The following is a 12,922-nucleotide window of genomic DNA, read 5'->3' as shown; positions in this document are numbered from 1 at the left end:
ATTCACCCTATAAAAAGAATATAAATGAAACCTAAAATCATCCTACTCTCCTACTTTATAATATTATTTACAAATAATGTTTACTCTCAAAGACTTGAAGTAATAAGAACCTACTGGGATTGGTCTCGTACTCAACTACACGAAATTTATACCGTAATTGCAGGTACGCCCAAAAAGCATGGGTTTTATAAGGAATATAATCAAGTAGGAGCTTTATGGAATACTGCCCATTACAAACGTGGAATATTACATGGGCAGTACGTCCAATATTTTGGGGGTGAATCAGATGACATATGTTGTATAACAAATTACGTCAATGGAAAAAAGAACGGAAAAGAGATATCTTACTCGTGGGACTTTAATTGTTCAAATTGCATTTCACATACCTGTATATATAAAGATGACGATTTAATTGAATATACAGACTATTATGTAAATCCCAAAAAGAGTGAGCAAAAGAAACACAATGTAAAATTTGCTGGAGAGAAAGTATATGAAACATGGTGGTATGAAAACGGAAATATAGAAGCAACACAAGTGAGTTTACATTATACTGATTCTATCATATCCTCTTCATATTATTCAGAAGATGGGAAAATTAAGTCAACGATAGAAAACAATGTATATAACTACTATGATGAAGACGGTATAAACATCATCCGAAAAGAATATAAAACTACACGAACAACAGAGTTCTACCAAAATGGAGAATTAATCAAGTCCATACGTCCTATTAACGAGGGTGGGTATAACTTCATGGAAACCAAAATTTATAAGAATGGTGAGGTTGTCTCAACTGAAACAATGGACGAAAATGGGTATAGTATAGAGAATCTTAGAAAAGACCAGAAACTAGCAGAGCAGTATGATGAGCTATACAATTTATACGAGGAAAGAGTTTCTCCCTATTTAGACTCTCTATATGAAAAAATGTGCGACTACAGACATGCCCTACAGATACAAGCAAAAGACAAATATGGTGGCCATTGTAGGAAAGCAGCTTATGAAAGTACAGAAAAGATAGATTCTCTTATAAACTATCTAAATAAGCATGTTGCAAAAACATACATAACGGCTAATAGATACAGGAGGTTTAGTAAAAAAGGTATTTTATATAAGGTTGGAGACAATAAATATGCGTATAAGAAAACTGAAAAAGAGATACACGCTTTAGAGGAACTTCTTGATACATTTGATATATATACCCTTGAAAAAGAATTCTATACCCTATTTGAAATAACGGATGTCATAGAAAAAATAAAGCCAGACTTATACTATATAGAATGTTCATATACTTATTATTGGGGGCAACAAGGATATAGTGACAATGTCCCGAATAAACATCCATATTCTTATGAAGCATACCTCCATACAACAAGATACTTAACATCAAAGTTAAAAGATAAGGATGTATATGAGGCGCTTAAGATTTTGAAGCAATATACAATCGTCTGTTCAAAGATGCGCCAATGGTACAATCAGAGAATTGGGAAGATTGAGAGAGCATTCAAGAAGGCATCATCAGAAGAAGAACTATTGACAATATTTTTATCCGAAAATAAAAAATAACTTTAACAAAACCGTTCAATTATGAGAAAGAATCTTTTAATTTTATTAGTCATTATTACTACCCAGCTCCTAACATCATGCGGAAGTTGTTCTAATCGCCGTAGTGCTAACAATGAAGAAGCACGACAAGACAAAACAGTTTTGGTAAAACCCTATTCAAAGGAGGTAAAGGGGTATTTATCTGATGTGTTAGAGGTTGTAGACGGAGAGTATAAATTAAACTACTCTGCTGAAATGTTTAGCAAAGTCTCTATCCAAGTAAAGGTAAAGTCTATAGGAGTCGGTAACCCTAACGACTATGGATTTAAAGACGGTAATGACGGACCACTCTACATTGTCATTTGTGATAAGAATGGTGCACCTATTGCAAAGATACCCGAATTAGCAAGTAGCTTTGAAAATGACGGTTTACTCAAAGATATGATGAGAAAAAAAGATGAAAATTGGATTTCATTTGAAGCATTTATTAACAATGCCCTCCCAGAGGGGGCTGCAACTTTCATCATCAGTTCTAAAGAAATCCAACCCGATGAGAGTAGAGAAAGTAGTAGCCTTGAAGATGGTAACGATGTTTCATCCGATGATACGGAAAAATGGGATAAAGTCTTAGATGATTATGAAGAATATGTAGATAAAACAATTGCCATAATGAAGAAGATGAAAAGAAATCATCCAATAGATGCTGCACTTGACTACCCTGCTCTTATCAAGAAGTCCAAAGAATTGCAAGAAAGTTTAGACGAAGCAAAGTCTTCAAAATCATTAACTCCAGAACAAATGGAAAGAATGGCTAAGATTCATTTGAAAGCTCTTAGAATAGAGAGATAACACTCCATGAATCCAAAGATAATGATGCAAAATGAAAAGTAAAGATAATAGAGGAAAAGCTACTTTATCTGTGTCTTTCCTCTATTATCGACTTATCTCGAAAAAGTTATGTGCAAGAAATCATTCACATTCAAACTCATAAAAGGAGAGTCAAATTGCGTCTTATCACTTGGATTTGCAGAATTATCAAACAACACACATATTCTTCAATTATTGGGGGAAATCATCAAGATAGAACCTAACGAAAAATGCAAACTTTTGTTTATCGGGAAGAAACGTGCAAAAATAACTTTGGAGGATATATACTATTTGTCCAATCTCTTACGTTGTTTAATAGGTTCTGTCTTTACATGGGATATAATAGGGGATAAATTATTCTCCAATGACCAAGACGATTTAGACGGATATTTAATAATAGGAGAAGAATAACTCCAAAACCGCAAGGTCCCAATATGGGTCTCAATTGTATAATATATTGTGAAGTATAATGATATATATAGCACCACCATTATTTTTTTTAATGAGATGTAATGTGTCAACAAACATCACATTGTATATTATAGACTATAATTGAGGACCGCCTGGGACAACACAGATTATCCGCAGATTCATTATGTTTCTGCGGATTTTTTAGTTTATGCTCATTACTAAATGATAATATTTATGACCTATCAACAAACTAAATTCCGTAGATTGCTATTGTTTTTTGCAATCGCTCTCCTAACCTCCTTACACACAACAGCAGCTAATCGTGACTCGTTAGCACTGACGCCTCCAATGGGTTTCATGACTTGGAACAAATATAAGGAGGATATCAACGAACAGCTGATACGACAGATTGCCGACAAGATGGCAGCCGACGGCTATGCAGAAGCAGGATATAAATACATCTTCATAGACGATGCATGGCAGGGAGGACGCGACAAACGTAATAACATCCTACCTGATCCAGAGAAGTTCCCAAGCGGCATGAAGGCCCTTGCCGACTATGTTCACTCAAAGGGTTTACGCCTCGGTATCTACTCAGATGCTGCTTTGCTGACTTGTGCTGGCTATACTGCAAGTTATGGTTTTGAGCAACAAGACGCCAAGACCTTTGCCGAATGGGGGATTGACTACCTTAAATACGACTACTGTCACGCTCCTTCTGACAGCGCTGTTGCCCACGAACGCTATAAAAAGATGGCTGATGCACTGCAGAACTCAGGTCGGAAAATTGTCTTGGGTGTCTGTGAATGGGGACAACTGAACCCTGAGAAGTGGGCAAGACAGGCTGGTGGTTCGCTCTGGCGCGTGAGCTTTGACGTGCGAGACATGTGGAAAGATATCGTGAAACAGGGTGGTATGGGTATCATCGACATCATCAACATTGCCGAACCACTTTATAAATACGCAGGCCCAGGACACTGGCTCGACATGGACATGCTCGTCGTTGGACTCGATGGAAAGGGTGGTCCATCAAGCGATTTGGGTGGTGTTGGCTGCACATATACGGAGTATCAGACCCAAATGTCTATGTGGTGTATGTTTGCTTCACCCCTGGCGATGAGCCACGACATCCTTCATGAGAACGAAGAAACACGTCGCATCCTACTCAACAAAGAGATAATAGCTATCAACCAAGACGCCCTTGGCGAAGTAGCCCACAGAGTTGACGTCCCTGGAAAGTGCCGTGTCTACCTTCGTCAACTAAGTGGTAACCGTCAGGCGCTTGCCATCATGAATCCTTCTGACACTCCTCAGCGTATTCAGTTGCCGCTTTCTATCCTTGGGAACACGAAAGAATACAATTTCAGAGACGTCTGGGAGCATAAAACAACACGCCAACATAAGACGTGGCAAGGCACCTTACAACCTCACGAAACAAAGGTGTTTACCGTTACAACACGATAATCTTCGAATTATTTTCATGAAAAAAAATATTTCTTGTCGTGAAAAAAAATATTTCTTCTCATGAAAAAAAATATTTTTCTTCATGAAAAGAAATCATAGAAGATAAGGACTAAGACTCCTCAAAACCTTGAAAGGCGATATTAAGTGGCTTTACATTTCATGTTATTGACGCTTATTATCGCCTTTCAAAATATGCTACACTCACTTAACTCACCGATAAGCTCATAGCCCAAACAGCCATTTTGGGCCTCCATAAAACCCCACTCTTCCTCGGAAAAGCGACTTATCACCCTCTATTGTTTGCAACCATATATGCGCAATACTTACTGAGCAAATCGCGCAACGACAGCTCACCCTTCTCATATCGGTCGGCATCAAGCTTCAACACCCGCTCGTGTATAGGTCTTGCCCCCTTGAATAAAGCGTGGAGATAAGGGATTCCTTTTTCCTCCGTTATGGTCACGTCAGTAAAGAACTGCGTCAAATCCTCTACGTCATAGACGATAGAATAGCTTGGTCTCTTAGCTCCCGGGACTGTTTCTACGAGTATATTCTTATCGACCAAATCCTGTATATCACGGATAGCAGTATCCTTCGAGCATTTTGCCAACGCCGCCCATGTCTTTGAACTAATCTTAGCTTCATAGCCATCAAGGAAGAGATTGATCACTTGTGTCTGCCGTTCTGTCATGGGAACAGCCGATGCCTTCTGCCAGAAGAAACTCTTGTTTAAGATTGTAGAGACAGCAGAATCGGCTTCATCGAGCGCATCCACCAGTTTCTGCATATACCACACTAACCACTCCGTAATATCTCCATCGCCACGCTGCATACGCTCGAGAATGTCGTAGTAGTGCTTCTTGTCTTTGTTTATCTGTGATGAAATATTATAGAAACGGAACTCACTTTTCTCGCCACGAGCCAAGAGCATGTCTGAAAGAATACGTGCTAATCGTCCGTTTCCATCCTCAAAAGGATGGATACTTACAAACCAAAAATGGGCAATAGCCGAACGGATAACACTATTTACGGGCTCTTCTCTATCAAACCAAGCAAGGAATTGTTGCATCTCAAGCTCAATGCGGTCTGGTGAAGGAGCTATATAGTGTATCTTCTCACGCCCAAACATACCACTGACAATATACTCCTCATTAGTGCGATACTGCCCAACCTCTATCTGACTACCCTCACTATAACCAGAAGGAAAAAACGCTGCCTGCCAAGCACACAGCTTCTCTTTATTAAGAGGTGTGTCATAATGCTGAATAGCTTCGAGCATTACGTTGACAACTGACTCTATGTAGTGGGATGGTGCAGTATATTTTACGTTCTTAATTCCAAGCTTTCTTGCAATAGAAGAGCGCACCTGTTCCACGTTTAAACGAACACCTTCAACCTCGGAAGAATACACGATGTCAGCTGTCAGGTTCTCAGCCATTGCACGAAGTTTGCTATCAAAACCCAACGAGCTCAACCTTCCACAAAGTAAACCTTGTTTACGGAATATCTCTTCTTGAAGTAGTTCCACCTTTGAAATGTCCCAACGAAAGTCAGTCCAATTGTCTCTTTCGTGTATATACATCATCCTCTCTTATCATTTATGCAACGATTTATATCTCATATCGTCGCAGATTATGCGACAAAAATACCTAATTAATACCGAAACTCCAAATATTTTCTCAAATAACGCACCTTTTACAACGTTTTTGAAAAGAAACATCATCACCCCTTTTCACCATCACCCACTAATCATCAACACCCAACACTCAACACCTAACACCCTCCAAAACTAATCATCATCACCTAACATTCAACACCCAACACCCATCAATCGCCCGCCAATAAAGCATAAATCTTACCTATTTATTTTGTTATCCCACTAAGTTGCAGTAACTTTGCAAACTTAAACAGAGAGTTAACAGTAATTTCAAACATAAAATATAAGATAACGATATGGCATATTTGTTTTCATCGGAATCAGTATCTGAGGGTCACCCAGATAAAGTTGCCGACCAGATAAGCGACGCTTTACTCGACCAGTTCTTGGCTTACGACGAGGATGCACGTTGCGCTATAGAAACCTTTAACACCACAGGACAGGTGGTAATCATGGGTGAGGTGAGATCTAAGGAATATGTTGACCTTCAGACAATAGCCCGCAAGACAATCAACAAGATAGGTTATACAAAAGCTGAGTATCAGTTTGATGGTAACAGCTGTGGAGTTCTCTCTGCTATTCACGAGCAGAGTGATGATATCAATCGTGGTGTTGATAATGGCGACACAGAGAACCAAGGAGCCGGAGACCAAGGTATGATGTTCGGTTACGCATGTAACGAGACAGACAATTACATGCCTGTAACCCTCGACTTAGCACACCTCCTTATGACCACATTAGCCGACATCCGCAAAGAAGGTAAGCACATGACCTACCTTCGTCCAGACTCAAAGAGTCAGGTGACAGTGGAGTATAGCGATGATAACATCCCTCAGCGCATTGACACAATCGTCGTTTCTACACAACACGACGACTTTATTCAGCCAGCAGACAACTCACGTGAGGCACAGCTGAAGGCCGATAAAGAGATGGTGGAACAGATTCACAAAGACGTACTTGAGATTCTCATGCCACGTGTGAAAGCACAGATTAAATCAGAGAAAGTACTGGCTTTGTTCAATGATGATATAAAGTATCTCGTCAACCCAACAGGTAAGTTCGTGATTGGTGGACCTCATGGCGACACGGGTCTGACTGGTCGTAAGATTATTGTAGACACATACGGCGGTAAAGGTGGCCATGGTGGTGGTGCCTTCTCAGGCAAGGACTCAAGTAAGGTAGACCGCTCAGCAGCTTACATAACACGCTATATCGCTAAGAACATGGTGGCAGCTGGTGTGAGTGATGAGATACTCGTGCAGTTGGCTTATGCCATTGGTGTTGCCGAGCCTGTTAGTGTTTATGTGAATACTTACGGTCGTTCACATGTGAAAGCAACTGATGGTGAGATTGCAGAAAAGGTTAAGGAGCTGTTTGACTTACGTCCAAAGGCTATCGAAAAGACATTAAAACTTCGTCAGCCAATGTATTTGGAGACAGCAGCTTATGGTCACATGGGACGTAAGAACGAGGTGGTCAAAAAGACTTTCGAGAGCCGTTACCATGACGCAAAGACACTTGATGTTGAGCTATTCACATGGGAGAAGCTCGACCGAGTTGATGATATCAAAAGAACCTTCGGACTTTAATAGACAATGCCGACAACTGACTCCATTGTTCGCCCGTCTCTGTTGCTGAAGAAAACATTGGCAGCAGGGAAGAAGGCGAATGTTGATTCTGTGGCTAAGGCGAGTCAGACTACTGACTCGTCAATCTTGTTGCGCCCTAAAAAACAGAAGAGGTTTCAGCTAACGGATTTCAAGTTTGCAGAAGAAGGATACTTCAAAGGTAACAAGTACTTTAAGTTGGGACGTGGAGACATTCATGCTGATGGTGTGTCGGGTATCCCTGCTCCATACGCGGTAAGCAATGACAATGTTATTGCAGCAATGCTCTTGGGCTGCTTTATAATGGCAATGGTGGCCTTCTCTCTATCGAGGAATTTCATAGAACGGCAAGTAAAAAGCTTCTTTCGTGGTAGCCGTAGCAAGGAGTCGGTCGTTGAAGCAAATGAAGAAATACGCTTTCAACCTATCTTAATAGCACAGACCTCTCTTTTAGGTAGTATCCTCTATTATTTCTTCGTACGTGATGTTGGGGGCGGTAGACTCTCGAATGACTCACAACTTGGGGCGATAGGATGCTTTTTTGGCGTCTTCCTCGTATATTTCCTATTCAAGTATCTGGTCTATGGGTTCGTTAACTGGGTGTTCTTCGATAGGAAAAATAATGGACAATGGAGGCATACACAAATCTTCTTATACGCTCTTGAAGGGGTCTTGTTATTCCCTATTATACTCTTGCAGGTTTATTTCTCGCTGTCACTCCATGCTGCATTGATTTATACACTAATTGTTATGTTATTTATCAAAATGCTTGCTTTTTATAAGAGTTATACCATCTTTTTTAAGAGAATGGGGGCCAGTCTGCAAATAATTTTGTACTTTTGTGCGCTCGAATTGATGCCGCTGATGGTATTGTGGGGCATTTTGTTCATTACAGATAACTATTTGATAATAAACTTTTAGGACACGATGATAAAAAAGATCTTGGTTTCTCAGCCAAAGCCGTCAAGCGATAAGTCTCCTTACTACGACATTGAAGAGGACTTAGGAGTTGACTTGGTATTCAGACCATTCTTTAAGGTGGAGGGACTCTCAGCCAAAGAGTTCCGTCAACAGAAGGTAAATATATTGGACTATACGGCTGTAGTGTTTACTTCTCGGCATGCTGTAGACAATTATTTTAACCTTGCAAAGGAGATGCGCATCACTATCCCAGAGGATATGAAGTATTTCTGTGTGATTGAAACGATTGCCCTTTATATCCAGAAGTATGTGCAGTACCGCAAACGTAAGGTGTTCTTCGGTAATACAGGAAAGATAGATAGCCTCATTCCAACAATGACTAAGCACAAGACAGAGAAATATCTCGTTCCACAAAGTTCTGTGCATACGGAGGCACTGAGCGAGTTGTTGGATGCTAATAAGCTCAAGCACAAGGAATGTGTGATGTATCGCACAGTGAGCAATGGCTTAACAGAGGAAGAGGTAAAGAACTTTGATTACGATATGCTTGTCTTCTTCAGTCCAACAGGAGTAAAGGCTCTGAAAGAAAATATCCCCGACTTTGTGCAAGGAGATATCAAGATAGCAGCCTTTGGACCTGCTACAGCGAAGGAAGTGGAGGCACAAGGGTTGAGACTCGACCTCCAAGCTCCATCTAAAGAGTATCCTTCTATGACAGGAGCATTGCGTGCTTTCTTAGAAGAAGAGAAGAAGAATAAATAGAATAACGGCTTCTGCCTCATCTGAAAGGATGGGGAAGGAGCCGACATCAGTACCGGACATACGGTAAACATAGGCTAACAAGGATGGAAAAACATGAAGAAAGACTGAGGAAAGGAGAACGTCTATGCAGCAAGAAGCTCATAGATACGCTCTTTGGACCTGGTAGAAGTCATGCGATGACGGTATTCCCCTTGAAGGCTGTTTACAGACTAATCGACAGTAAGTCAGAGGTTTCTACATCGCAAGAAACGCTCACAGAGCCTAATGTACAGCTTTTAGTCAGTGTTCCGAAAAAGCATTTTAAGCGTGCCGTAAAGCGTAACAGGGTGAAACGCCAGGTACGTGAAGCCTATCGAAAGCGCAAGCGTCTTGTCACACAAAGTGTGGACAAACTAACAGATAAACAGTTGTTGATAGCTTTTATATGGCTTTCAGACGAATTGACGGACTCCGTCACCATCGAACAGCGGGTTTGCAACCTACTTCAAAGAATAGGAGAACGAATATTAAAGGATAAGGAAACAGATATAAAAGGATAGAGGAACGGAAACAAAAGGATAGAGGAACCAATATAAAAGAATAGGAGAACAGAAATAATGGATGAGAAGGAGAGAAAAGAGAAAGCCTCATCTGGAGTGCAATCTCAAAACATCTTTGCCAAGCTATGGCGTCTTTTCACACGTGGTTTATCGTGGTTATTGATACTCCCGATACTCTTCTATCGTCAGTTCATATCTCCCTTTACCCCACCCTCCTGTCGTTTCACTCCTACCTGTTCGGAGTATGGCAGACAAGCAATCCTCAAGCATGGTCCTTTTAAGGGTTTGGCGCTTACGATATGGCGCATATTAAGATGCAATCCGTGGGGAGGCAGTGGTTATGACCCAGTTCCCTAACGATGCTAACAACAGAATATTAATACAGAGTAGAGGTTTTTGAAGATAGGGCAGAACGCTTTTAAAATCTTCACCCCTCGACTCCTTAAAGTATAAAGACATAGATGAAGAACTTTGTAGAAGAACTCCGTTGGCGTGGTATGCTGGCTCAAATGATGCCAGGAACCGAGGAAATGCTTCAAAAAGAGATGGTTTCAGCTTACTTAGGTACTGACCCTACAGCTGACTCATTGCACATCGGTCACCTTTGTGGTATCATGATGTTGCGCCATTTGCAGCGTTGTGGCCACAAGCCTTACCTCCTCGTTGGTGGAGCCACAGGTATGATTGGCGACCCATCAGGCAAGAGTCAGGAGCGCAACCTACTTGATGCGGAAACACTTTACCATAACCAAGAGGCTATCAAGAGGCAAGTAAGTAAGTTCTTGGACTTTGATGGCAACGAGCCAAACAAGGCTGAGATGGTTAACAACTATGATTGGATGAAGAACTTCACCTTCCTTGATTTCGCTCGATTGGTTGGCAAGCACATCACCGTCAACTACATGATGGCTAAGGACAGTGTGAAGAAGCGCTTGAGTGGTGAGGCTCGCGACGGACTCAGCTTTACTGAGTTCACTTATCAGCTCTTACAGGGTTACGATTTCCTCTATCTTTATGAGAAATTCGGCGTTAAGTTGCAGTTAGGAGGTAATGACCAATGGGGCAACATGACCACTGGTACAGAGCTTATTCGTCGTACCTTAGGTAACGAGACTGAGGCATTTTGCCTTACTTGTCCACTGATTACAAAGGCCGATGGAAAGAAGTTTGGCAAGACAGAAAGCGGTAATATCTGGCTCGATCGCAACCGAACAACACCGTATGCCTTCTATCAGTTCTGGTTGAATGTCAGTGATGATGATGCCGAGAAATATATTAAGATCTTCACATCTTTGGAGCAGGATGTCATCAACAACCTCATCGAAGAACATCGTCAAGACCCTGGTCGTCGTACACTTCAGTACCGTCTTGCAGAAGAGGTCACTCGTATGGTACACTCACAGGAAGACCTTGATATGGCCATTGCAGCCTCTAACATCCTCTTTGGTAAGAGCACTAAGGAGAACTTACTGCAGTTAGACGAGCAGACCTTCACCGATGTCTTTAAGGATGTACCCCATTATGAGGTATCAAAGGATGTACTTGGTCAACCCGCAGTCGAGGTCTTCAATCAGGAAGGTATGCAGATCTTCCCAAGCAAGAGTGAGATGCGTAAGCTCGTAAAGGGCGGTGGTGTATCCCTTAACAAGGAGAAGCTTGCAGCCTTCGACCAGCCAGTAACCTCTGAAGACCTCATCGATGGCAAGTATCTTCTCATCCAGAAGGGTAAGAAGAACTACTCTCTGATTATCGTAAAATAAGTATCTACGAACTATCATTACAGCTATGAAAAGCCTTACTACGTCCCTTGTGGCGTCGCAAGGCTTTTTAATTAACCACTTTCCCATGGACTACAAACAAGCAAGACATGGGCTTAAAAAGTTTGATTATGAAGAAACTCGTCCTTTTCTTACAGCTGGCAGCCTTCATCCTCTTTGCCTCTTGTAGTGATGAAGACCCAGATCCAGCACCTCAACCACCTGTCATAGAAACAAATACTATCTTTGTTTATATGCCATGGTCAGGTCCCACTAAGAAAGACCCTGGCCTTTATAGCTTCTTCCTCACCAATATACAAGACATAAAGACTGCGATTGTCAACCAAGGTGGACTTGGTAACAAGAAGCTCATGATATTTATCTCCACGAAGGTAGATAAGGGTGCACTGATTAATGTTCAGTACAAGAATGGAAGTTGTATAGACGATACTGTGGCCATTTATGACAATACCCAACCTGGCTTAAAGCTCAATACAGCAGAGTGGATAACAACCCTGTTGAAACGAGTTAAGCAAGAAGCGCCTGCTAACCATTACTCTATGATTGTGGGATGTCACGGTATGGGATGGATACCAGCCAAGCCAAGCACACGTATCAATCGTCCTGCTGCCTCACCTTTCGGACTTAGCCAAAATGCTGGTAAGGCTGGTCCACCAACCCGCTGGTTAGGAGGTAATGCCTATCAGACGAACATCTCAGACTTTGACAAGGGTATAGAGGACTCAGGGATTGGTAAGTTTCAGTACATCCTCTTCGATGACTGTAATATGACGGGTATAGAAGTAGCCTACGAACTACGCAATGCTACGAACCATATCATTGGTAGTCCAACAGAGATAATGGCGTATGGTATGCCGTACAAGCTCTTGTGGAGCGAACTATCAAAGGTCAACCCAGACTATCATAGTATCTGTACCAACTTCATCAACTTCTATAGTAACTACAAGTATGAGGGTACTCCTTATCCTTATGGAACGATTAGTGTAATCGACTGCTCGCAGGTGGAGGCCATGGTTGACATCATGAAGGAGATAAACGCATCAAGTTCTCTCTCAACAATCACGGAGAGTAACATTCAAAGTATGGATGGTTACACCCCTTCAATATTCTATGATATGGGCGATTACGTGCGTCAGCTCGCACAGAACGACCCTCTGCTATTGGCAAAATTCAACCGTCAACTCGATCGTCTTGTACCTGAAAAAAGACATACAGATGCCTATTATACATCACTTCGAACGGCTGGCTTCAATATAATACCTATCCAGTCATATTCAGGTATAACGATTTCTGACCCATCAACCAACCAGACAGTGACAAATTCTCTTGGTAGTAACCGTTATTATCAGACTACACATTAATATTAAA

Annotated in this window: 12 protein-coding genes; 11 read left to right on the top strand and 1 reads right to left on the bottom strand. The window is 41.4% G+C overall.

Translation table 11 applies throughout. The annotated features are described in order from the left end of the window. Positions 1-24 precede the first annotated feature (24 nt). From AXF23_RS10675 to AXF23_RS10660, 4 genes are all read left to right on the top strand, one after another. The gene (locus AXF23_RS10675) at positions 25-1,569 is read left to right on the top strand and encodes a hypothetical protein (protein WP_107625286.1); all 1,545 of its coding nucleotides are present in this window, start codon (positions 25-27) and stop codon (positions 1,567-1,569) included. A 21-nt stretch (positions 1,570-1,590) separates the two neighbouring features. Further along, positions 1,591-2,397 carry a hypothetical protein gene (locus tag AXF23_RS10670; protein WP_199222185.1) on the top strand — a complete coding sequence of 269 codons (807 nt, stop codon included), beginning with the start codon at positions 1,591-1,593 and terminating at the stop codon, positions 2,395-2,397. A 108-nt stretch (positions 2,398-2,505) separates the two neighbouring features. Continuing rightward, positions 2,506-2,826 carry a hypothetical protein gene (locus tag AXF23_RS10665; protein WP_045167659.1) on the top strand — a complete coding sequence of 107 codons (321 nt, stop codon included), beginning with the start codon at positions 2,506-2,508 and terminating at the stop codon, positions 2,824-2,826. A gap of 234 nt (positions 2,827-3,060) precedes the next feature. Continuing rightward, the gene (locus tag AXF23_RS10660; RefSeq protein ID WP_107625285.1) at positions 3,061-4,290 is read left to right on the top strand and encodes a glycoside hydrolase family 27 protein; all 1,230 of its coding nucleotides are present in this window, start codon (positions 3,061-3,063) and stop codon (positions 4,288-4,290) included. Between the two features lie 286 nt (positions 4,291-4,576). On the opposite strand, the gene AXF23_RS10655 is transcribed toward AXF23_RS10660, so the two are convergent. Next, positions 4,577-5,872: a Fic family protein gene (locus AXF23_RS10655; RefSeq protein ID WP_107625284.1), complete on the bottom strand. Its 1,296-nt coding sequence runs from the start codon at positions 5,870-5,872 to the stop codon at positions 4,577-4,579. Between the two features lie 371 nt (positions 5,873-6,243). Between AXF23_RS10655 and metK the strand changes: the two genes are divergently transcribed. The 7 genes from metK to AXF23_RS10620 all read left to right on the top strand — a co-directional run bounded on the left by metK (position 6,244) and on the right by AXF23_RS10620 (position 12,915). Further along, positions 6,244-7,536: a methionine adenosyltransferase gene (gene metK, locus AXF23_RS10650; protein WP_107625283.1), complete on the top strand. Its 1,293-nt coding sequence runs from the start codon at positions 6,244-6,246 to the stop codon at positions 7,534-7,536. Between the two features lie 6 nt (positions 7,537-7,542). Beyond that, on the top strand, positions 7,543-8,475 hold the full coding sequence (locus AXF23_RS10645; RefSeq protein WP_107625282.1) for a DUF4271 domain-containing protein: 933 nt from the start codon (positions 7,543-7,545) through the stop codon (positions 8,473-8,475). Positions 8,476-8,481: 6 nt separating this feature from the next. Continuing rightward, positions 8,482-9,237 carry a uroporphyrinogen-III synthase gene (locus tag AXF23_RS10640; RefSeq protein ID WP_009012993.1) on the top strand — a complete coding sequence of 252 codons (756 nt, stop codon included), beginning with the start codon at positions 8,482-8,484 and terminating at the stop codon, positions 9,235-9,237. A gap of 83 nt (positions 9,238-9,320) precedes the next feature. Beyond that, positions 9,321-9,776 carry a ribonuclease P protein component gene (locus tag AXF23_RS10635; RefSeq protein WP_107625281.1) on the top strand — a complete coding sequence of 152 codons (456 nt, stop codon included), beginning with the start codon at positions 9,321-9,323 and terminating at the stop codon, positions 9,774-9,776. A 57-nt stretch (positions 9,777-9,833) separates the two neighbouring features. After that, positions 9,834-10,133: a membrane protein insertion efficiency factor YidD gene (gene yidD, locus AXF23_RS10630; protein ID WP_199222184.1), complete on the top strand. Its 300-nt coding sequence runs from the start codon at positions 9,834-9,836 to the stop codon at positions 10,131-10,133. Between the two features lie 104 nt (positions 10,134-10,237). Continuing rightward, the gene (tyrS, locus tag AXF23_RS10625; RefSeq protein ID WP_009012990.1) at positions 10,238-11,536 is read left to right on the top strand and encodes a tyrosine--tRNA ligase; all 1,299 of its coding nucleotides are present in this window, start codon (positions 10,238-10,240) and stop codon (positions 11,534-11,536) included. A 128-nt stretch (positions 11,537-11,664) separates the two neighbouring features. After that, on the top strand, positions 11,665-12,915 hold the full coding sequence (locus AXF23_RS10620) for a clostripain-related cysteine peptidase (protein ID WP_107625871.1): 1,251 nt from the start codon (positions 11,665-11,667) through the stop codon (positions 12,913-12,915). The last annotated feature ends 7 nt before the right edge of the window (positions 12,916-12,922 follow it).

This window comes from Prevotella sp. oral taxon 313 (assembly GCF_003043935.1).
GTDB classification, from domain to species: domain Bacteria; phylum Bacteroidota; class Bacteroidia; order Bacteroidales; family Bacteroidaceae; genus Prevotella; species Prevotella jejuni.
This window is presented reverse-complemented; position numbering and strand designations above follow the sequence as displayed.

Bases quoted from the DNA above. Each gene is read 5' to 3' on its own strand.
- AXF23_RS10660 (WP_107625285.1), top strand. From the start codon at position 3,061: ATGACCTATCAACAAACTAAATTCCGTAGATTGCTATTGTTTTTTGCA.
- metK (WP_107625283.1), top strand. From the start codon at position 6,244: ATGGCATATTTGTTTTCATCGGAATCAGTATCTGAGGGTCACCCAGAT.
- tyrS (WP_009012990.1), top strand. From the start codon at position 10,238: ATGAAGAACTTTGTAGAAGAACTCCGTTGGCGTGGTATGCTGGCTCAA.
- AXF23_RS10665 (WP_045167659.1), top strand. From the start codon at position 2,506: ATGTGCAAGAAATCATTCACATTCAAACTCATAAAAGGAGAGTCAAAT.
- AXF23_RS10640 (WP_009012993.1), top strand. From the start codon at position 8,482: ATGATAAAAAAGATCTTGGTTTCTCAGCCAAAGCCGTCAAGCGATAAG.
- AXF23_RS10655 (WP_107625284.1), bottom strand. From the start codon at position 5,872: ATGTATATACACGAAAGAGACAATTGGACTGACTTTCGTTGGGACATT.
- AXF23_RS10675 (WP_107625286.1), top strand. From the start codon at position 25: ATGAAACCTAAAATCATCCTACTCTCCTACTTTATAATATTATTTACA.
- AXF23_RS10670 (WP_199222185.1), top strand. From the start codon at position 1,591: ATGAGAAAGAATCTTTTAATTTTATTAGTCATTATTACTACCCAGCTC.
- AXF23_RS10635 (WP_107625281.1), top strand. From the start codon at position 9,321: ATGGAAAAACATGAAGAAAGACTGAGGAAAGGAGAACGTCTATGCAGC.
- yidD (WP_199222184.1), top strand. From the start codon at position 9,834: ATGGATGAGAAGGAGAGAAAAGAGAAAGCCTCATCTGGAGTGCAATCT.
- AXF23_RS10620 (WP_107625871.1), top strand. From the start codon at position 11,665: ATGAAGAAACTCGTCCTTTTCTTACAGCTGGCAGCCTTCATCCTCTTT.
- AXF23_RS10645 (WP_107625282.1), top strand. From the start codon at position 7,543: ATGCCGACAACTGACTCCATTGTTCGCCCGTCTCTGTTGCTGAAGAAA.